This window comes from Variovorax sp. E3 (assembly GCF_016082275.1).
In the GTDB taxonomy this organism is placed as follows: domain Bacteria; phylum Pseudomonadota; class Gammaproteobacteria; order Burkholderiales; family Burkholderiaceae_C; genus Variovorax.
The window spans coordinates 1-18,548 of record NZ_MOWM01000006.1 but is presented as its reverse complement, the minus strand read 5'-3'; the positions used below and the strand labels follow the sequence as shown (position 1 = coordinate 18,548).

Genomic DNA, 18,548 nt, shown 5'->3' with positions numbered 1-18,548 from the left:
CGCTCGGCCCTTGCCACCATGCGCGATGCGCCGCTCAGCCGGCGTTGTCGCGCTGTTCCAGGAGCCAATTCCGAAACGCCGTGACCGGTGGCAGCGAGAGCTTCTCCGGAGGAACGAACAAGTAGTAGCCGGCGTTCGTCTTCAAGGGCAGATCGAAGGCCGTTTCGAGCACCCCGCTGCGAAGCTCGTCTTCGACAAGAAACGTTGGAAGCAACCCTACGCCGATGCCGGATGCAACTGCCTGGATCAGATGCGAGGTCAGCTCGAACTGAGGGCCGAGTCTCATCTTGCTCACGGGCAGTCCCTGCGCCGAGAACCAATCCTTCCAGACATACGGGCGGGCGGCGACCACCAGCAGCAAGTGCTGCGAGATGTCCGCCGGCGACATCATGGGATGCGCCCTTCGCAGCGCCGGACTGATCACGGGGACCACGACCTCGTCGATCAGGTGGTGCGAGAGCAGCCCCGGCCAGACACCGTCGCCCACGCCGATCACCGCATCGATGCCCGCGAGCTCGAGATCGAACTGCTTCAGCCGCGAATGGATGTGCACGAGGATGCCCGGGTGAGTGCCGTAGAACGATTTCATCCTCGGCATGAGCCACTTCGCAGTGAATGCAGGCAGGGAGGCGAGATGCAATGAACCGCCACCCGTCCGGTACGCAATGGCCTGCAATGACGCGCTGCTGATGCGTTGCAACGCGCCACTGACCTCCCTCTGATACATCGCGCCAGTGTCTGTCAGCGCGATCTTCCGGCCTTCACGACGGAAGAGCGGAATTTCCAGCAGTTCTTCAAGCGCCTGCACCTGTCGGCTCACTGCGCTTTGCGTCAACGACAGTTCGACCGCGGCGCGAGTGAAGCTGAGATGGCGCGCAGCGGCCTCGAAGGCCACCAGCAACGACATGGATGGTGTGAGGCGTCTCGGGTTCATTCAGGAAACTCATGCATTAGCTGCAGAACATACGTTTTTCCTCGGCGCGGGTAAAGGGGAAACTCATCGGCAATCCGACACAGGGGCAGTCAATTCATTCAATCCATGAATGCTGACCGACAAAGGAACCCGATGAAACGAAGCCGACGAACCATCTTTTTTCTGGTGACCCTCGTTCCTGGCCCGATGGGAGGCCAGGCCGACATGCCGATGACGACGGCGCTCGTCCAGGCGCAGCGTGCCCTGCTCGACGAGTGACACAGATGTCTCATCTTCAACAAGACTGGAGCGCGCTCGAAAGCGAGTTGTCCGTCTCGCTCGGCGCCTCGGTGCGCTTCGATGACGGACATCGGGCGGTGTATGCCTCCGATGCATCCAATTACCGCCAAGTGCCCATCGGGGTGGTGGTACCCAGGTCGGTCGACGACTTCATCAAGGGCGTGGAGATCTGCCGCCGGCACAACGCGCCAGTGCTCATGCGTGGTGGGGGCACCTCCATGAACGGACAGACCGTCAATGTCGCCGTAGTGTTCGACATGTCGGCCTTCTGCGATGAGATTCTTTCACTCGATCCGGTCGCCGGTACCGCGCTGGTGGAGCCTGGTGTGGTCTGCGACAAGCTCATCGGCGCCGCGGAGAAATACGGACTGACTTTCGCGCCCGATCCTTCGACCCACAGTCGCTGCACGCTGGGCGGAATGATCGCGAACAACTCTTGTGGGCCGCACTCCGTGATGGCCGGCAAGACGCTGGAGAACATCGAGGCGCTGGAGGTCATGACTTATGACGGAGCGCGGTTCTGGACCGGCCCCACGCCAGAAGACGAACTGTCCCGGATCATCGCCGCCGGCGGACGCCAGGGCGAGATCTACGCGAAGCTGCGCGACTTGCGCGACCGCTACGCCGACTTGATCCGCGGCAAGTTCCCGGACATCAAGCGCCGCGTTTCCGGCTACAACCTTGACCAGTTGCTGCCCGAGAACGGCTTCAACGTGGCGCGTGCGCTGGTCGGTACCGAGGGCACGTGTGCGCTCACGCTGCGCGCCAAGGTACGGCTGGTGCAAAGTCCACCGAACCGCGTGGTGCTGGTGCTCGGTTTTCCGGACATTTACCTGGCCGCCGACGCCGTCCCGGAATACCAGCGCTTCTCCCCCATTGCCATCGAAGGCCTGGATCGCGCCATCATTCGCGGGCTGCAGGCGCGAAACCTCGCGCAAGCCGAGATCGATCTGCTGCCCGAGGGCGACGCGTGGGTGATGGTTGAATTCGGTGCGAACTCGCTGGAGGACGCTACCGCGCAGGCAGACAAGGCAGCCGCCTATTTCAGGGAGCGCCCCACGGGGCCGCGCCCTTCGAGCTGGGTCATCACCGACCCTGCGATGCAACGGCGCATGTGGTCGATCCGCGAGAACGGGGCCTCGGCCACGCAGTTGTCGATCGATCCCTCCATTCCAGACCCCCAGGTCGGATGGGAGGACGCTGCTGTCGATCCATTGCGGCTGGGCGACTATCTTCGATCGTTCCAGGCCCTGGTCGACCGCTACGGCTACCAGACCTCCTTGTTCGGTCATTTCGGCGACGGTTGCGTGCATGCGCGCATTACCTTCGACCTTCGCACCGTCGAAGGGGTTGCGCGGTTCCGCGCCTTCATCCGCGAGGCCGCGCAACTCGTCGTCGATTGCGGCGGATCGCTCACTGGCGAGCATGGCGACGGGCAGGCCAAGGCCGAATTCCTGCCGATCATGTTCGGGGAGGAACTCATGGAGGCCCTGCGTGAATTCAAGCGCATCTGGGATCCGCTGAACCGGCTCAACCCCGGCAAGGTGGTCGATGCCTACCGTGTCGACGACAACCTTCGCATGGGGCCGCAGTACAAGGTGGTCAAGCTCCACACGCGCATGGACTTTCGCAGCGCGGAAGGCGACGGCTTCCAGCGGGCCGTGGAGCACTGCGTCGGCATGGGGCGCTGCCGCAGCACGCAGGCCAGCACCATGTGCCCGAGCTACAGGGCCACGAAGGAAGAGCGTTTCTCGACGCGCGGGCGTCACGGCTGTTCTGGGAAATGTTGCAGGGCGACGTCGTCAAGGACGGCTGGAACAGCGAGCCGCTGAAGGAAGCCCTGGACACCTGCCTCGCATGCAAGGGCTGCAAGAGCGACTGCCCGACACACACCGACATGGCGTCGTACAAGGCCGAGTTCCTGTCCCACTACTACGAGAAGAACACGCGCCCGCGCCAAGCGTTGACCATGGGGCGCATCGGGGACTGGGCGCCGCTGGCTGGCAAGCTGCCCTGGCTGGCGAACCTGATGACACAGACCCCGGGCCTGTCGTCTATCGCCAAGCGCATGGGTGGCGTCGCCGCGGATCGCGACATGCCGAAGTTCGCGGCCAAGACGTTTCGCCAACTCGCGAAGAAGACCGCCACCAAGCCTTCGGGCAATCCCAAGGTCATTCTCTGGGTGGACACTTTCTGCGAGCACTTCCATCCCGAAGTGGCGAGCGCCGCCGTCGAGGTTCTGGGGCACGCCGGGTTCGAGGCGGTACTTCCGGCCACGCCTCTGTGTTGTGGTCGGCCGCTATACGATTTCGGCTACCTGGACCTCGCGCGCGAGAAGCTGCGCAAGACGCTCGAGGTGATCGGACAGCAGATGGACGAAGTCAATGGCGGCCCCCTCGCGGTGGTCGGGCTAGAGCCGGGATGCATGTCGGTCTTCAAGGACGAATTGCTCAAGATGTTCCCGGAGGATGCTCGGGCCAAACGACTCGCCGCCAGCGTCTCGTTGCTGGGCGATTTTCTTCATGAACACGGCTACAAGCCTGCGCGCATGGAGATCGATGTGCTGGTGCATGCGCACTGCCATCAGAAATCCTTGTTCGGAACGAAGGGGGACATTGCCCTTCTGAAGGCGATGGGCGCGCGAGCGGTTCATCTGGACAGCGGGTGCTGCGGCATGGCCGGTTCTTTCGGGTTCAACCCGGCGCACGTCGAGATTTCGAAGGCCGTCGGGGAGCTTGTGCTGCTGCCGGCGGTCCGCGCCGTCAGTGCCGACACCGTCATCCTCACAAACGGCTTCAGCTGCCGAGAGCAAATCAGGCAGGGCACGGGCCGCGAGGTCCAGCACCTTGCCGAATTCCTCCAGATGGCGCATCGACGAAGCGCCGCCGAGACGCCAATCATTTGAAACGAAGGCTGAACCCAACCATGACCAACAAGATCCGCGGCGTACTCGCGCCAGTGCTGACTCCCTTCAATGCATCGCTTGAAGCCGACGTAGCGCGTTTCATCGCGCACTGCCGCTGGCTCGTCGACAACAGCGCCGGCCTTGCAATCTTCGGAACCAATTCCGAGGCTGCATCGATCACCACGCCCGAACGCATCGCATTGACCGACGCCTTGCTCGAAGCAGGCATACCCGCAGGCAGGATGATGCCGGGCACAGGCGCGTGCGCACTGCCCGACGCCGTCGAGCTTTCGCGGCACGCCAGCAAGGCCGGCGCCGCCGGCTTGCTGACGCTGCCGCCCTTCTTCTTCAAGGGTGTGTCCGAGGACGGCGTGTTCGCCTACTACGCGGAGATCATCGAGCGCGTGGGCGCTGGTTGCGCACCGATCTACCTGTATCACATTCCCCAGTTCACGCACGTTCCGATCACGCTCACGTTGATCGAGCGGCTGCTCCAGCGTTACCCCACCGTGATTGCCGGCGCGAAGGATTCAGCCGGTGACTGGCGCCATACCAAGGCCATGATCGACACCTTCGCGGCGGATGGTTTTGATGTCTTTCCGGCCAGCGAATCGTTTCTCTCGGCGGCCATGCCCATAGGCGCCGCCGGCTGCATCAGTGCCACCGTCAACATGAACCCCGCGGGCATCCACCGGATGTTCGAAGGCTGGAACAGCACGGAAGCCCCCGGCCTGCAGGCAACGTCGATGCGGTTCGCCAAGTGTTCCAAGGCAGCTACATGATTCCGGCGATGAAGCATGCCGTCGCCAGTTGGTCTGGCGATGCGCAATGGCGCAAGGTACGCCCTCCGCTGACCGAACTCGACAAGGCCACCGGCGACAAGGTCATTGCAGACCTGAACGCCATCGGGTTCGACATGCCGGGCTACCCGAATCCCTGATCCCTCCAGCAGGGCAACACAACGCCCGCGGCCCGACACACCCGGATCACCGGGCCGTGGATCGCTCAATGCGAACCGACTGCCAACGCGCTGCCGCTGCTGACAAAGTCTTTCGTGTACGCGCTGGGTGTCTTGCCGGTGAATGAAGTGAACGCGAGCGTGAATGCCGCCACGCTGTTGAAGCCGACTTCCAGTGCCGTCTGGGTCACGGACAGTCGCTTGAGGGTCAACAGCTCGATGGCTCGCGCCATGCGCAACTCCTTGAGAAACCGGCGCCAACTCATGCCGAGTTCATCCTGGAAATACCGCCGCAAGGTGCGCACGGAGGTGCCAGCGGCTTCGGCCGCGAGTTCGATCGTCACGGATTCGAGTCGCGTTCGGCTGTAGGCGATGGCGCGCTTCAGTTCGATGGACTCGCCGAACGGAATCCACATCATCCGCGAGCACTGGAACCATTCCTTGCAGAGCAGGCCAAGGGCGTTGAAGTAGGCATTGGCAACCGGGTCGTCACTGGCGCGGTCCCGCCCCCAACGAAGCGCATAGCCGAGCATTTCCTTGGCGAGGCTGTTGGTCGGCGCTGCCCAACATCCCTCGTGCTCCCAGACGGTGTGCTGCTCGCTCAGATGCACCACGCCAACCACCGCGTCGGCGCTCGTGCAGATGCGATACGGCCTGCCGTGCGGCACAAAGATCATGTGTGCAGGCAGCAGCGTCCACTGGCCGTGCGGTCCTTCGATTTTCACGGAGCCCTGCTCGATGCAGAGGATCTTGTTCTTGGGATCCCCCAGCGAGCCAAACCGGTGCTTGCCTGGCTTCAGCTTCTCCATGCACTCCGCAAATTCGTGGGTGCACTTGAACGGATTACCAGGCTCGTCCTTCGGCATTTGCCAGTCGGCCCGGGCGCAGTCAGCAGTCATTGCGATCGTCTCCAGCGCGTTTCACTCGCGCGGTTAGTGGCCGAATTTCGATGATTGAGTGGCCGTTTTTAGATTGAAGCCTCTGCGGGCATCGCCGAATAATACAAAAAATAAAAATACCGGGCGAAAGCACTGAATTCGGCCAAAGAGCCTTCAACGGACTGAGACATGACCACACCCCGACCCCGCGAAAGGGATCACGCCCTTTCGCGATCCGCACCCATCCTCGCGGTGCAGAACATCCACAAGAATTTCAACGGCGTGCCGGTGCTCAAGGGCATCAGCTTCGACGTCCATCCGGGCGAGATCGTCGCGCTCCTGGGGGAGAACGGCGCCGGCAAATCGACTTTGATCAAGATCCTTGCCGGTGTTCACGCGCCCTCTTCCGGCCATCTGCTGTTCCGGGGCGAACCGATCGATGCGCGGGCCATGCACGGCCGGATCGCGTTCGTTCACCAGGACCTGGGACTGGTCGACTGGATGACGGTCGCGGAGAACATCGCGCTCGCGACGACGTTCAGCAAGCGGCACGGTCTGATCGCATGGGGGCAAGTCCGAGAACGGGCGCGCGAAGCGCTGGCACTGGTGGGTGGAGACATCGACCCCGATCAGCGCGTGGCGTCACTGTCCCGGGCTGAGCGATCGCTCGTCGCCATTGCGCGCGGCCTGTCGAGTCGCGCCGATCTGATGGTGCTCGACGAGCCGACCGCAAGCCTGCCGGAGAGCGAGGTGCAGCAGCTGCACGAGGTATTGCGCAAGCTGCGGGCGCAGGGCGTTGCCATGATCTACGTGTCGCACCGGCTCGACGAAGTGTTCGCATTGTCGGACCGGATCGTGGTGCTGCGCGACGGCAGCCGGGTGGCCGAGCAGGCCACCGCCGCGACGCAACCTGCCGAACTGATCCGCCACATCGTCGGCAGGGAACCCGACTCCGTTTTCGTGCGGCCACCGACAACGGCTGTCGCTCCCATCGCGCTGTCGGTGCGCCGCCTGTGCACGGACGATGCGGGTCCGTTGAACTTCGACGTGCGGCGCGGCGAGATCCTGGGTCTGGTCGGGTTGCGCGGCGCGGGCCACGACAACGTGGGCAAGGCGCTGTTCGGCGCGCAGGCGATCCTGTCCGGCACGGTGCTGCTCGACGGCCAGCGCGCCGACCTTTCCACGCCGAGCGCCGCGTTGCGCAGCGGCCTGTGCCTCGTCGCGGGCGACCGCTACGGCGAGTCCATTGCGCCGGGACTCAATATCCGCGAGAACCTCTTCCTGAATCCGAAGGCGACGGGTCGCACGCCGTTCGCGTTGCGTTCGGCGGCGAGCGAGGCCGACGAAGCGCTGGAGTTGGGGCGGCGCGTCGCGCTCAGGCCCAACGATCCCAACGCACTGATCGAAACTCTGTCAGGCGGCAACCAGCAGAAGGTGGTGATCGCGCGATGGCTGCGCATCGGAGCGCAAGTGCTCGTGCTCGAGGACCCGACCGCCGGTGTCGACATCGGCGCCAAAGCCGAGATCTACCGATTGCTGGGCGATGCCGTGCGCACCGGCATGGCCGTCATTCTGATTTCGTCGGACTTCGAGGAAACCGCGCAGATCTGTCATCGCGCGCTGGTGTTTCGCAACGGAACCATCGCGCGCGAGCTGCCGCTCGAGCAACTGAGCGTTTCAGAGCTGCTGCATTGCGCGTCGCTCGACCACGTCGACGCGCCATCCGCCCCCATTCATTGAACGCTTTCAGGCAACACCATGCAATCACTCAAATCCAACGCGCTCGAGCCGACGCGCCGCGAGCTGGCAGCCCTTTCTCCCTTCTCGCGCTTCATGCGACTGCTCCCCGTGTTCGGCTTGCCGATCCTTACGCTCCTGCTGATCGTCGTGTTCTCGGTGACGCTGCCGGACACCTTCCCGACCCTGCTCAATGCGCGCTCCATCACCGGCGACAAATCCATCATCGCCATTCTTGCGCTCGCCGCCATGATTCCCATGGCCACGGGTCGCATCGACCTGACCGTGGGTTACGGCATCGTGATGTGGCATATCCTGGCCATCAGCCTGCAGACCATGTACGGCTTCGACTGGCCTGTCGCCGTGCTGGTTGTGCTCGTGCTCGGCGCGTTGCTGGGGCTGGTCAATGGCCTGCTCGTGGAGATCGCACAGATCGACTCGTTCATTGCGACGCTCGGCACCGGCACGGTGCTGTACGCGCTTGCCATGTGGCACACCGGAGGCAGGCAGGTGATCGGCGCGCTGCCGGACCCGTTCACCTCGATATTCTCAACCTCGCTCTTCGGCCTGCCGATTGCGACGACCTATGTGCTCGTCCTCGCGATCGTGTTGTGGATTGCGGCCGACTACCTTCCGATCGGCCGCTACTTCTACGCGATCGGGGCCAATCCACGGGCCGCCGCGCTCAACGGCATTCCGACGCGGCGCTACGTGATCCTGGCGTTCGTCGGCTCGGGTGTGATGACAGCATTCGCCGGCGTGGTGCTCGCCGCAAAGCTGCGCATCGGTCAGGCGAGCGTCGGTCTCGACTATCTGCTGCCCGCGCTCGTCGGCGCCTTCCTCGGCTCGACCACCATCAAGCCCGGCCGCGTCAATGTCTGGGGCACGGTGTTCGGCGTGTCGATCCTGGCCGTCGGCATTGCGGGCATCCAGCAGATGGGCGGCGACTTCTACGTCGAGCCGCTCTTCAATGGCGCCACGCTTCTTGTCGCGATCGGCATCGCCGGATACGCCCAGCGCCGCCGGCGCAGCCCGCGCAGGAGCGCGGCAGCAAGCCCTCCCATCGCACCGCAGACCGCGAAGGACAGCTGACGCTTCCGCGCGTCGGCCCTGTGCCTGAGATCAATCAATCCCCAAACCAAAGCAAGACCGGAGACATCATGAAACGTGCCCATATTCTCTCTGCTGCCGCCATTCTGTTGGCCTGCTTGTCAGCAGACATTCATGCCGCGGACGACATCGTCGCGCAGGCCAAGGCCTACACAGCGCAGGCCACACGGTCCAGCCTGCCATGGTCCGGCCCCACCACGGGACCCGCGGCTCAACAGGGCAAGACCATCGTTTTCGTGTCCGCGGATCAACGGGACAGCGGCCCTCGTGGCGTCGCACAGGCGGTTCAGCAAGCGGCGAAAGCCATTGGATGGACCTACCGGATCATTGACGGTCAAGGCTCGATCTCCGGCCGCTCTGCCGCCTTGAACCAGGCCATCGCACTGAAACCGAATGGCATCGTGCTGGGCAGCGTCGACGCGAAGGAGCAGTCGGCGCTGATCCAGCAGGCCGCATCGAGCGGCATCAAGATCGTGGGCTGGCATTCGTCGGCCAAGCCAGGGCCGGCGTCTCAACAAGGCATCTTCACCAACCTGACCACGGACCCGCTCGACGTCGCGAAGGCTGCGGTGATGTATGTGATTGCGGCTTCGAACGGCAAGGCCGGCGTGGTCATCCTCACCGACTCGACCTACGAGGTCGCCACGGCCAAGGCCGATGCGATGGCCGCATTGGTGAAGCAGTGCGCGAGCTGCCAGTTGCTGAAGGTCGAGGACACGCCGTTGTCGGATACCGCGACGCGCATTCCGCAGTTGTCGGCCACCTTGCTTCAGCGCTACGGAGCGAAGTGGACGTGGACGCTGACCATCAATGACATGCCGTTCGACTTCATGGCGCCCACCCTGCAGCAAGCGGGCTACAAGGGAACAGGACCATTGCTCGGCGTGTCGGCCGGCAACGGCAGCGAGTCCGCCTTTCAGCGCATCCGCAACAACGACTACCAGGTCGCCACCGTGGCGGAACCCGTTTCGCAGCAAGGCTGGCAGGCCGTCGACGAGCTGAATCGCGCATTCGCGGGTGCTCCCGCGACCAGCTACACGTCGCCCGTGCATCTCGTCACGAACGCCAACATCGGCACAGAGGGCGGCAAGGACAACGTCTACGACCCGGACAACAACTACCGCGACATCTACCGCCAGATCTGGAAGACGAAGTAAGCGTCTTCACGCGAAGGTCGTCGGGAATCCAGTTCATTCCCGAGACATGCAGCAAACACCTCCCATCAAAACTCGCAGATGACACAGACACCAGCCATGACACCCGACTTCGCGCGCAACATGCGGCTCATCGGACACAGCGACCAAGGGGGGCGCGCTGACGGCGTGCAATTGATGGTCGACCGCGGATACGCGTACATCGGGCACATGTTCTCGAAGGGGTTCAGCGTGGTCGATGTCCGCGATCCGGCCCGCCCCGCCGCGGTCGCCTATGTGCCCGCGCCACCCAACACCTGGAACATCCACCTGCAGACGCATGATGACTTGCTGCTGGTGATCAACGCCAAGGACATGTTCGCGGCCACCGAGTTCCAGGACGAGCGCGAGTACTACCAAGGCGCACTCGGGCGCAAGGTGGGCACCGCACAGGCCGCGGCGAGCAACACCAGGAACTGGCGCGCCGGCCTCGCCGTCTACGACATCTCGAAGGGCGACAGCCCGCGAGAGATCGGTTTCATGCCGATCGAAGGCGGGGGCGTACACAGGGTCTGGTACGTGGGCGGCCGCTGGGCCTATGCATCGGCATTGATCGACGGCTTCTCCGACTACGTGTTCATCACCATCGACATGTCGGATCCGACACACCCGCGCGAGGCCGGCCGGTTCTGGCTGCCCGGCATGAACGTGGCCGCTGGCGAAACACCGCCGTGGGACGCATCCCGGCGCAATGGCCTGCATCACCCGATCGTGCATGGCGACATTGCGTACTGCGCCTGGCGCGACGCGGGCCTGGTGGTGCTCGACGTGGCAGACCGCGCGCAGCCGCGCTTGCTCGCGCACCGCAACTGGTCACCGCCCTTCGGCGGTGGCACGCACAACTGCCTCCCCTTGCCGGATCGCGACCTGCTCGTGGTATTGGACGAAGCCGTGCTCGATCACCAGGAAGACGGCGAGAAGCCTATCTGGATGTTCGACGTGCGCGAGCCGTCGAACCCCGTGAGCATCTCCACTTTCCCTAGCCCTTCGGAATCGGACTTCAAGCGCAAGGCTGGGCATTTTGGTCCCCACAACCTTCACGAGAACCGGCCCGGCAGCTTCGTGAGTTCGGACCTGATCTTCACGACGTACCAGAACGCCGGTGTGCGCGTTTTCGATATTCGAGACCCTTTCCGGCCGAACGAAGTCGGCGCGTTCGTTCCGCCGCAACCGGATCGGCTGATGGACCGTCGGCCCAACCGGCCGAAGGTGATCCAGTCGTGTGACGTGTTCGTGGACGCTGGTGGGCTGGTTTACTCGACGGATTACAACGGGGGGCTCTGCATTCTCGAATTCGGAGGATTGCGCTAGGTGCTGTGGCAGCCATTTCCTCGCTCTGCCCTTCCTGCGCCGATGTTGCGCAGTTCGTCTGCTTCGGCCGCCTGGATCAACGGCTGCCCGACAGCGCAGGCCGCATTGCCACGCGCAGGTCGGTCCGGCCCAGCTCGCGCCTCACCGCCGCCACCACGTGCATGCACGCGTCGATCACATGGCCGACCGCGCCCTCCCCGTTCGTGCACCCGGACGGCGGCGAGCGGTCGCGGATGCCGAAGCTGATCTGGCCGGACTGGGCGATCTTTTCGAGCGTGGAAATGACCGGCTCTTCGCCGGCATCGGGTGCACGTGCCGCGATGTACACGAGGCTTTTCACCTTCGGGTCGGTGCCGGCCTCCGTGATGACCATGCCGCCGCAAGAGTCTGCGACCAGCAAGGTCGGTCGATCCTGCAGCGCGATCGCGCGGCGCGTCGCATCAACGTCGTCAACGAAGGACGTGAGCGGGTTCTGAACCGCGGCGACGTTCAAGCCGGCCTTTGCAGCAGGGGTGTGACCTTGCCCCAGCTCGAACCCTCGGCGAACAGACCATGAACGAGGACCACGTTTCGCACAGGCGTTGGCGCTTGTGTCTGTACCTGAGTTTGAGCTGTCGCCGAGATTGAAACGGCTGCAATCAGCACGACGAACGCAGTGGAAAAGGTGCGACGGTCGAGCATGATTGAATTGCTTTCCGATGGGCGAACGACGGTGAGGAAGGTGTCGTGGCAAATGCCTGGGAGACGTGTTCCGCGATCAATTCGAGCGCTTCCCTTGCGACGTCGGCAGGCATGTTGTGCGTCATGCCGTGGTCGCTGTTGGGGAACTGTCTGTGCCGCACATCGACACCATGCGCCGCGAGCGAGGCCGCAAAACGTTCAGCTTCGGCGCTCACAGAATCGAGAGCGCCCGTCACGATCAAGGTCGCGGGAAAGCTCGCGAGATCGGTGTCGAGTTCCGGTGATGCGAGCGCTTCGGCGCGCCGCTTCACATTGACGAAGTAGGTGTCGTACATCAGCCTGATCAGCCATGGCGCCACAGCAGGCTTGGGTTGGCCTGGTGCGCGCGCCTTCAAGGCGGATTCCGAACGAGCCGCCACGGGCAACGTCATGTTCAGTGCGGGGTAGCACGCCACGACGCCCAGAGGCATCCGCGTCCCAGTGTCTCGCGCTTGCTGGCACACGTTGATCGCCAACTTGGCTCCTGCGCTGAATCCTCCGACGACGACCTCGTCGGAGTTCCAGCCGAGCTCATCCCCGTGCTGTCCAATCCAGTTGAAGACGTCCATCGCCTGCTCTTCAGCAACGGGGTATTGAACCTTCGGCGCGGTGTCGTAGTCGACGTTGACGACGACGGCACCCGTCGTTGCGGCGATGAAGCGACAAGCATGCGCATCTTGTTGCGGCTCCCGAACGATGAACGCGCCGCCATGAAAGTTCAAATAGACGGGCGGTCGGGTACCGCCGTCGCCCACGCGATCCGACCGATAGACATCACAGCGAACCTCTCCGTGGCGCGTGGAGGCGAGCATCGGCGTCGGCTCGATCGCTGCGCCTTGAAACGTCAACTGCCGAGGGGTTGACGGGAACAAGCGAAAGGCAAGTTGCAGAGCTCTCGCAGTCCATTGCGCGGTGAGCCTCATATTTGCCCCAGTCCGCCGTCGACGGCAATCTCTCCACCGGTCAGGTAACTGGCGTCGGCGGAAGCGAGAAACAGAACGGCCTTGGCGACCTCTTCGGCCCGCCCCCAGCGCCCCATCGGCACCTGACCCTCGACCCAGGCGCGAACGTCGGCGTCCGCAGTCGCTGTGGCGGTGAGCGGCGTCTCGATGGCACCGGGGCTGACCACATTGACACGAACATGCCTGGCCAACACGCGTTCGTCGGCGGCGAGGGTTCGGGCAAGGCTGCGCACTGCCGCTTTCGAGGCTGCATACAGCACGTCTCCCGGCCGGCCGCGCTGTTGTACGACGGAGCTGGTGAAGACGGCGGCCGCGCCATCGGACATCAGTTCGAAGGCCTCGGTGAAGGCATAGAAGACACCCTTCACGTTGATGCTCATCAACTCGTCAAAAAAGATTCCCCTGTGTCGAAGATGTCGGGGCACTCCGAAATTCCCGCGTTTGCAAAGAGCACGTCGATCGGACCCAGCGCATCGTGCGCAGTTCGCATCAGCAATTTGAGCTCGGCGGGACGACTGACGTCTGCGCGCACCGTGAACACATTGCCGCCCAGGTCTCGCTTTGCGGATTGAAGCGCCGCCTCATTGCGCCCCGCGATGACGACGTGGGCGCCGTGTGCGATGAAGAGTCGAGCAGTCGCCAACCCGATGCCGCTGCTGCCGCCGGTAATGACGGCCACCTTGCCGTCGAGTTTTCGATCAGTCATTTCTGACTCCTTGGTGATCAATGGTTGGTTCAATACTCGGGAACATCGACGCGGCCCTCGGCAATCGCGACCACCTCCGCCGACAGAGGCTTCTCTCGAAGCAACACAGCCAGCAGCAAAGCCACGCCCATCAGTGCAGCGGTGTCCAGGAAGACATGGCGAAACGCAGCGAGTGCCTGCACGGGCGCACTTGCTCCCGCCAGTCCCGCTGCCAGGATCGCGCCAAGTACGGCAGCGCCTGAGGCACCACCCATCGTCTTGAAGAAGTTGAGCGTGCCCGTTGCAACGCCGAGGTTTCGATGCGCGACCGCGTTCTGGCCTGCGAGCACGGCGACCTGGATGAAAAGCCCCAGCCCGCTGCCGAGGCCGATCAGCGCAGCAACGACGGTCCACAGCGATGTGTCGAGCGTGGTGAATCCGAGCACGCCGAGCCCCGCTCCGCAGAGCAATGCACCGAAGATCGGAAAAGCCTTGTACCGCGCCCCCTTGGAGATCAACGTACCACTCACCATGCTTGCAGCGATCAGCCCGAGCAACAGCGGAACGATGCTGGCGCCGGCGACGAATGCCGAATGTCCGAAGATCGTTTGAAGCATCAGCGGCACGAACAGCAAGCCCACGAAAAGCGCCGCAGTCGCCAGAAAGAACAGCAATGCGGAGATCACGAAGATGCTGTTCGAGAACAACGAAAGTGGCGTGATCGGTTCTACCGCGCGATGCTCGACCAGAAGGTATGCCGGCAAGGCAACGAACGTGGTCACTGCAAGGCCGATGATCGGCCAGGAGGTCCAGGCAAATGCCTGTCCGGCGAGCGACGTGATCAGCAATGCGCAGGTTGTGAACACGACTGCCAGCAACGCGCCTGCGATGTCCAACCGATGAGGCGAACTGGGCGCGCTCAAGTGCAAGCGTGACGAGATCATCCACAGCGCCAAGCCGCCAAGCGGAACGTTGATCAGGAAAATCCACGTCCAATTCCAGTGGTCGACGATGAGGCCGCCAAGCACAGGTCCGATCACGATCGCGATCGCCGGGACGATCCCCAGCGTCGCCTGATGGCGAGCCCGGTCGCGAGGAGCAACCACGTCACCGACGATCGCCATCACCAGCGAATTGAGGCCACCGCCCCCGACACCTTGCAGCGCCCGCGCGGCGATCAACCAGACCATGGAGGGCGAGACGCGCAAAGCGCCGAGCCGATCACGAAGACGGCGATGGACCACTGCAACACGACCTTGCGCCCGATCATGTCGCCGAGCTTTCCGAAGATCAGTGTCGTAACGGCGCTCGTCAGCAAGTAAGACGTGGCGATCCACGGTGCGTTGATGGCGTCGCCGAGCACCGACCCGATGCGGCCGAGCGCTGTGGCGACGATCGTCTGATCGAGCGTCGAGATGAAGAGAACCATCATCAAAGGCAAAAGGAGCGACCGGATGGCGGTACCCGAAGGTGTCTGCAGGGGCGATTCGGTGGTTGCAGGAGCGGACATGGCGTTAAGTCAACAGTCGATGACAAGAAGTATGCGCGCAACAAATCACGATGTCAACAGACGATGACATAATGCCAAAGCCGCAAGAACGGAGAACATGAAATGCCGAAGCAAGCAGTCAAAGAGACAGAGACGCCCCTTACACGCAACGCAACCAACACGCGCTCTCGCATCCTTGCGGCAGCGAGGGATTGCTTCTCGCGGCGCAGCTATGAAAACGTCGGAGTGCGTGAAATCAGCAGTGCTGCCGGTGTCGATGCGGCGTTGGTCAACCGCTATTTCGGCAACAAGGAGAAGCTATTTGCCGAAGTGGTGCAGGGTGCGTTTCATGTCGATGAACATCTTCCCGAATCTCTGGACACCTTGGGCGCTTTCCTGGTGAAAGGCGTGATGGGCGGTGACGAACCGGAGGATGCGGGGTTCAACCCGCTGCGGCTGTTGATCCTCGCCGCAGCGAGTCCGGAGACCGCGCAAGTGGTCAGCGCCCAGTTTCATGCGGAGTTCGTTGCGCCGTTGGCCGTAAAGATGGGCGGTCGTGATGCCGAACTGCGGGCAGCGCTCATCGCGTCCTATGTGATTGGACTGGCAACAATGCGGCATCTGCTCGGCTCATCGGTGCTGGCTTCCGCCTCACAACGGAAGCTCGCCGCCATGGCGGGCGATGCTATTCAGAAGTGTGTGTCGCCTGGGCCATGAGCCTCACTGACCATGCCTCGATCCTGCGTACAGAAAGTTGATAGTTTCTGGAGTACGGAGAAACGAGAGATCGCAATATGCTCAAGACGGTAGTTTCTTGACGTGCCCGCCTCCCTTCACACACTCGCGTTCGACGACGTTCAGCGATTGCGGCTCGCAGCACGACGCATGAGTCGCTCGCTTCAACGACAGGAGGCGCTGGAGCTCTGGCCGGCGGAAGTGGGCCGTCTCCACGTCGGGAAGCTCAAGGCCGGTGGACACGCCGCCCCCGCGTCGACGATCGTCCAGACCGTCGGCGCCCACCTCATTCCGTCCATCGTCCTTTCTCTGTGCGGTTGAGGACGTTCGGGCACGACGTCCTTCCTACGCGCACGAACCTCTATTGAAAAGTCAGACAGCCGGTTTTTTTCTGGCGCTTGGAGAAATAGAGGGCCAGACCAACAATCCGTCTCACCAACAATCAGCCGTACTCACCATGAAACAGGCGTCAGTTCTCTCCGCCGCATTCGTGTTGACGGCTCTCTTCAGCAGCGCGTCCATTGCGGCGGAAAAGCAAAGCTGGGACTACGTGATGGGAGGGGCCAGTCCGGCCAGTGGAACCCAGCGGCCAACTTCCGTATTCGTGGAAACACGGCACCCGCCTGTTATGCACGCGAGAAGCCCGCCCAGGTCGAACAGGGTGAAAAGGTGATTGCGATCACACCCGAACCGCTTTTCGCGAACTGTCAAAAGATTCGACTGGTCATCCACAAGGATGGTTCCAGCGGACTGCAGCAGTTGAATGTAGGGAAGAAAGGAGCGATCGAGTGGCAGGAAGAGGAAGGTCAGAATTACGCGCTCACGCCGCAATAGCGAAAGCCCGGGCAACGTTCCGACCTCCCTGGATTCCAGATTCGCAGCATGCGCGTTGGCCCGGCGGACGCTTCGAGCTTGACTGGGGTCGAGCCGTGCATCTCAAGCGGCTTCTTCGTTTCTTCGCTGCACTGTCGCTTCGCCGACGACCTTGAAAAGCGCCGGTCGAGATCGATCGCGAGTTCAGAACAACGTAGCGCGTGATCGAAAATGCAGTCGAGTACACTTCCTGCACGCTCAATGGTTCTGAGCGCTGTCCCGCGGGGCAAGCTGAACCCCATACCAGCGCGTCGAAGTCATGACGACGAAGAAAACAAGAATGACTTCATGCAAACGAATTTGCCGTAGCGTGGACCGCGTAAGAGTTCACGACCACATTCTTGAAGCCCGCCTTGTGCGGGCTTTTTCATGAGTGTGTGGTCTGCACCCTGCTGAAAAGCCAGATGGTCCCCCTTGCAGACCCCTGCTCGGCCTCTTCTTCCAGTCACCGCCCCGATGGCAAGGCAGACAAAAGCAACAGCAGCGGACGGGGGACGCATGCACCGCTGCGGCCGGCCATGAGAGTAGAGTGATAAGTCCTCAACACGGAGCCCGCAAGGGAAGGACGCAATGACCACACCGCAAGAGGCAACGGAAAAGGCTTCGGCCGCGAACTCTCTCGGAACAGAGATGGCGCTGACGGCGGCGCTGAGAGCGCTCATCAAGACGCATCCCAACCCCGACCTGCTGGCCCAAGAACTGGTGCAACAGCGGCAGTTTTCTCAGGCTCACCTCGAAGCAAGTCCAGTCCCGGATCAAGCACTCATGGGCTTCGAATTAACCTGGGCACTGATCCTTCATCAGGATCCCGCGCAAGACGTACGGCTTGTGCCGGCGTCCTAGATACAGGCCTGGCGGGACATTTGGCCGCCTTGGCACTGGGTGGCGGTGGGAGACGGTCCGGGACCGGATCGATCTGCTCGACCTTGCCGGCCGAGAGCACCGGCTGGTGCGACAGCACCATGCCGAGTGCTGTGGCTGCGCCATGGCCGCCGATGGTTTCCATCGCGCGCAATCAGGGTGACGTCGGCGACCAGGCGGATGCGGAGCTCGGCAACGGCCAGCAGGAGAGGCAGGATTGATCAAAGGCACTGGTATCGAAGCTCAAAGGTCACAGGACCGACGACCGTTTCAGATGGATCGCTGCTGACCAACTTCATCGATCTGCCTTGCTTGCGGCAAATCTCCTTTGCTTCTCGCAGCACAACAGCTTCCATCCAAAACGTTTCCTGCGTGGGCCAAGGTCCAGGTCCGGCGAGCAGCGTTTGCGTGGCGTCGAAGACCGGGTTCCCTGCCGCATCGAGCGGGGGGCCGCGCAACTCTCCTCGATAAGTGATGCTTCGAACCTCGGGAGGCGAAACCGTTCCGGCATGCGCGGACATACATGCCGCAGCCGAAACTGCCGTGAGCACGAGCTTCTTGATCGTCATGAGGTGGAAGGTTTCCACCCGAGCATAGTCCCGGCGGGAGAGCGTCGCCGGGCAAGCACCCGATCAGGTCTTGAGCCTGTACCCCGTCTTGAAGATCCAGCGCACGGTGATCAGGCACAGCGCCAGAAACCCCAGCGTCACCCCCATGCTGGTCGGCAGGCTGACGTCGGAAATGCCATAGAAGCTCCAGCGGAACCCGCTGATCAGGTAGACCACCGGATTGAACAGCGACACCTTCTGCCAGAACGGCGGCAGCATGTGGATCGAATAGAAACTCCCGCCCAGGAAGGTCAGCGGCGTGACGATCATCAAGGGGATGATCTGCAGCTTCTCGAAGCCGTCGGCCCAC

General features: G+C 62.8%; 20 protein-coding genes and 1 pseudogene. 11 read left to right on the top strand and 10 right to left on the bottom strand.

The genetic code is table 11. From position 1 onward, the window contains the following. Positions 1 to 34 precede the first annotated feature (34 nt). Entirely contained in the window at positions 35 to 934 is a 900-nt protein-coding gene (locus BMG07_RS03550; protein WP_198083383.1) for a LysR substrate-binding domain-containing protein, read from the bottom strand. 263 nt (positions 935 to 1,197) lie between these two features. Between BMG07_RS03550 and BMG07_RS03545 the strand changes: the two are divergent. From BMG07_RS03545 to BMG07_RS43955, 3 genes and pseudogenes are all read left to right on the top strand, one after another. Next, a pseudogene (locus tag BMG07_RS03545) lies at positions 1,198 to 4,118 on the top strand (FAD-linked oxidase C-terminal domain-containing protein). A 20-nt stretch (positions 4,119 to 4,138) separates the two neighbouring features. After that, positions 4,139 to 4,900, top strand: a complete 762-nt coding sequence (locus BMG07_RS03540; protein ID WP_307866859.1) for a dihydrodipicolinate synthase family protein — start codon at positions 4,139 to 4,141, stop codon at positions 4,898 to 4,900. Next, positions 4,897 to 5,058, top strand: a complete 162-nt coding sequence (locus tag BMG07_RS43955) for a hypothetical protein (RefSeq protein ID WP_307866858.1) — start codon at positions 4,897 to 4,899, stop codon at positions 5,056 to 5,058. The genes BMG07_RS03540 and BMG07_RS43955 overlap by 4 nt, the downstream gene beginning before the upstream one ends. A gap of 65 nt (positions 5,059 to 5,123) precedes the next feature. Here BMG07_RS43955 and BMG07_RS03535 read toward each other — a convergent pair whose 3' ends face one another. Further along, positions 5,124 to 5,975 (bottom strand): AraC family transcriptional regulator, encoded by an 852-nt coding sequence (locus BMG07_RS03535; protein WP_198083382.1) that lies wholly within the window; start codon positions 5,973 to 5,975, stop codon positions 5,124 to 5,126. Positions 5,976 to 6,143: 168 nt separating this feature from the next. On the opposite strand from BMG07_RS03535, the gene BMG07_RS03530 reads away from it, so the two are divergent. The 4 genes from BMG07_RS03530 (at position 6,144) to BMG07_RS03515 (ending at position 11,305) form a co-directional block, all read left to right on the top strand. After that, positions 6,144 to 7,694 carry a sugar ABC transporter ATP-binding protein gene (locus tag BMG07_RS03530; protein ID WP_198083381.1) on the top strand — a complete coding sequence of 517 codons (1,551 nt, stop codon included), beginning with the start codon at positions 6,144 to 6,146 and terminating at the stop codon, positions 7,692 to 7,694. An 18-nt stretch (positions 7,695 to 7,712) separates the two neighbouring features. After that, positions 7,713 to 8,783 carry an ABC transporter permease gene (locus BMG07_RS03525; RefSeq protein ID WP_198083380.1) on the top strand — a complete coding sequence of 357 codons (1,071 nt, stop codon included), beginning with the start codon at positions 7,713 to 7,715 and terminating at the stop codon, positions 8,781 to 8,783. A 68-nt stretch (positions 8,784 to 8,851) separates the two neighbouring features. Next, positions 8,852 to 9,958, top strand: coding sequence for a substrate-binding domain-containing protein (locus BMG07_RS03520; RefSeq protein ID WP_198083379.1), 1,107 nt, complete (start codon positions 8,852 to 8,854; stop codon positions 9,956 to 9,958). A 96-nt stretch (positions 9,959 to 10,054) separates the two neighbouring features. Continuing rightward, a complete protein-coding gene (locus BMG07_RS03515; protein WP_198083378.1) occupies positions 10,055 to 11,305 on the top strand; it encodes an LVIVD repeat-containing protein in 1,251 nt (416 codons plus the stop codon). 76 nt (positions 11,306 to 11,381) lie between these two features. On the opposite strand, the gene BMG07_RS43950 is transcribed toward BMG07_RS03515, so the two are convergent. The 6 genes from BMG07_RS43950 to BMG07_RS03485 all read right to left on the bottom strand — a co-directional run bounded on the left by BMG07_RS43950 (position 11,382) and on the right by BMG07_RS03485 (position 15,182). Further along, positions 11,382 to 11,798, bottom strand: coding sequence for a hypothetical protein (locus tag BMG07_RS43950; RefSeq protein ID WP_307866857.1), 417 nt, complete (start codon positions 11,796 to 11,798; stop codon positions 11,382 to 11,384). A gap of 145 nt (positions 11,799 to 11,943) precedes the next feature. After that, entirely contained in the window at positions 11,944 to 12,837 is an 894-nt protein-coding gene (locus BMG07_RS03505) for an alpha/beta hydrolase (RefSeq protein WP_198083377.1), read from the bottom strand. Between the two features lie 107 nt (positions 12,838 to 12,944). After that, positions 12,945 to 13,367: an SDR family NAD(P)-dependent oxidoreductase gene (locus BMG07_RS03500; protein ID WP_198083376.1), complete on the bottom strand. Its 423-nt coding sequence runs from the start codon at positions 13,365 to 13,367 to the stop codon at positions 12,945 to 12,947. After that, the gene (locus tag BMG07_RS03495; protein ID WP_198083375.1) at positions 13,367 to 13,693 is read right to left on the bottom strand and encodes an SDR family oxidoreductase; all 327 of its coding nucleotides are present in this window, start codon (positions 13,691 to 13,693) and stop codon (positions 13,367 to 13,369) included. The genes BMG07_RS03500 and BMG07_RS03495 overlap by 1 nt, the downstream gene beginning before the upstream one ends. Positions 13,694 to 13,722: 29 nt before the next feature. Then, positions 13,723 to 14,862, bottom strand: a complete 1,140-nt coding sequence (locus tag BMG07_RS03490; protein ID WP_198083374.1) for an MFS transporter — start codon at positions 14,860 to 14,862, stop codon at positions 13,723 to 13,725. Continuing rightward, positions 14,850 to 15,182, bottom strand: coding sequence for an MFS transporter (locus BMG07_RS03485; RefSeq protein ID WP_198083373.1), 333 nt, complete (start codon positions 15,180 to 15,182; stop codon positions 14,850 to 14,852). The genes BMG07_RS03490 and BMG07_RS03485 overlap by 13 nt, the downstream gene beginning before the upstream one ends. Before the next feature lie 102 nt (positions 15,183 to 15,284). Between BMG07_RS03485 and BMG07_RS03480 the strand changes: the two genes are divergently transcribed. From BMG07_RS03480 to BMG07_RS03470, 4 genes are all read left to right on the top strand, one after another. Next, positions 15,285 to 15,878, top strand: coding sequence for a TetR family transcriptional regulator (locus tag BMG07_RS03480; protein ID WP_198083372.1), 594 nt, complete (start codon positions 15,285 to 15,287; stop codon positions 15,876 to 15,878). A gap of 102 nt (positions 15,879 to 15,980) precedes the next feature. Continuing rightward, positions 15,981 to 16,217, top strand: a complete 237-nt coding sequence (locus BMG07_RS41400; protein WP_269758603.1) for a hypothetical protein — start codon at positions 15,981 to 15,983, stop codon at positions 16,215 to 16,217. Between the two features lie 348 nt (positions 16,218 to 16,565). Next, positions 16,566 to 16,730, top strand: a complete 165-nt coding sequence (locus tag BMG07_RS03475) for a hypothetical protein (RefSeq protein ID WP_198083371.1) — start codon at positions 16,566 to 16,568, stop codon at positions 16,728 to 16,730. Between the two features lie 609 nt (positions 16,731 to 17,339). Then, positions 17,340 to 17,612, top strand: coding sequence for a hypothetical protein (locus BMG07_RS03470; protein WP_198083370.1), 273 nt, complete (start codon positions 17,340 to 17,342; stop codon positions 17,610 to 17,612). Positions 17,613 to 17,851: 239 nt separating this feature from the next. Here the strand turns inward: BMG07_RS03470 and BMG07_RS03465 are convergent, their stop codons facing one another. Both BMG07_RS03465 and BMG07_RS03460 read right to left on the bottom strand, forming a co-directional pair. Beyond that, positions 17,852 to 18,199, bottom strand: a complete 348-nt coding sequence (locus tag BMG07_RS03465; RefSeq protein WP_198083369.1) for a hypothetical protein — start codon at positions 18,197 to 18,199, stop codon at positions 17,852 to 17,854. Positions 18,200 to 18,262: 63 nt separating this feature from the next. Further along, a partial coding sequence (locus BMG07_RS03460) for an ABC transporter permease (RefSeq protein ID WP_198083368.1) occupies positions 18,263 to 18,548 on the bottom strand: 286 nt, incomplete at its 5' end.

Bases quoted from the DNA above. Each gene is read 5' to 3' on its own strand.
- BMG07_RS03550 (WP_198083383.1), bottom strand. From the start codon at position 934: ATGAACCCGAGACGCCTCACACCATCCATGTCGTTGCTGGTGGCCTTC.
- BMG07_RS03540 (WP_307866859.1), top strand. From the start codon at position 4,139: ATGACCAACAAGATCCGCGGCGTACTCGCGCCAGTGCTGACTCCCTTC.
- BMG07_RS43955 (WP_307866858.1), top strand. From the start codon at position 4,897: ATGATTCCGGCGATGAAGCATGCCGTCGCCAGTTGGTCTGGCGATGCG.
- BMG07_RS03535 (WP_198083382.1), bottom strand. From the start codon at position 5,975: ATGACTGCTGACTGCGCCCGGGCCGACTGGCAAATGCCGAAGGACGAG.
- BMG07_RS03530 (WP_198083381.1), top strand. From the start codon at position 6,144: ATGACCACACCCCGACCCCGCGAAAGGGATCACGCCCTTTCGCGATCC.
- BMG07_RS03525 (WP_198083380.1), top strand. From the start codon at position 7,713: ATGCAATCACTCAAATCCAACGCGCTCGAGCCGACGCGCCGCGAGCTG.
- BMG07_RS03520 (WP_198083379.1), top strand. From the start codon at position 8,852: ATGAAACGTGCCCATATTCTCTCTGCTGCCGCCATTCTGTTGGCCTGC.
- BMG07_RS03515 (WP_198083378.1), top strand. From the start codon at position 10,055: ATGACACCCGACTTCGCGCGCAACATGCGGCTCATCGGACACAGCGAC.
- BMG07_RS03505 (WP_198083377.1), bottom strand. From the start codon at position 12,837: ATGCTCGCCTCCACGCGCCACGGAGAGGTTCGCTGTGATGTCTATCGG.
- BMG07_RS03500 (WP_198083376.1), bottom strand. From the start codon at position 13,367: ATGAGCATCAACGTGAAGGGTGTCTTCTATGCCTTCACCGAGGCCTTC.
- BMG07_RS03495 (WP_198083375.1), bottom strand. From the start codon at position 13,693: ATGACTGATCGAAAACTCGACGGCAAGGTGGCCGTCATTACCGGCGGC.
- BMG07_RS03490 (WP_198083374.1), bottom strand. From the start codon at position 14,862: ATGGTCTGGTTGATCGCCGCGCGGGCGCTGCAAGGTGTCGGGGGCGGT.
- BMG07_RS03485 (WP_198083373.1), bottom strand. From the start codon at position 15,182: ATGTCCGCTCCTGCAACCACCGAATCGCCCCTGCAGACACCTTCGGGT.
- BMG07_RS03480 (WP_198083372.1), top strand. From the start codon at position 15,285: ATGCCGAAGCAAGCAGTCAAAGAGACAGAGACGCCCCTTACACGCAAC.
- BMG07_RS03470 (WP_198083370.1), top strand. From the start codon at position 17,340: ATGACCACACCGCAAGAGGCAACGGAAAAGGCTTCGGCCGCGAACTCT.
- BMG07_RS03465 (WP_198083369.1), bottom strand. From the start codon at position 18,199: ATGACGATCAAGAAGCTCGTGCTCACGGCAGTTTCGGCTGCGGCATGT.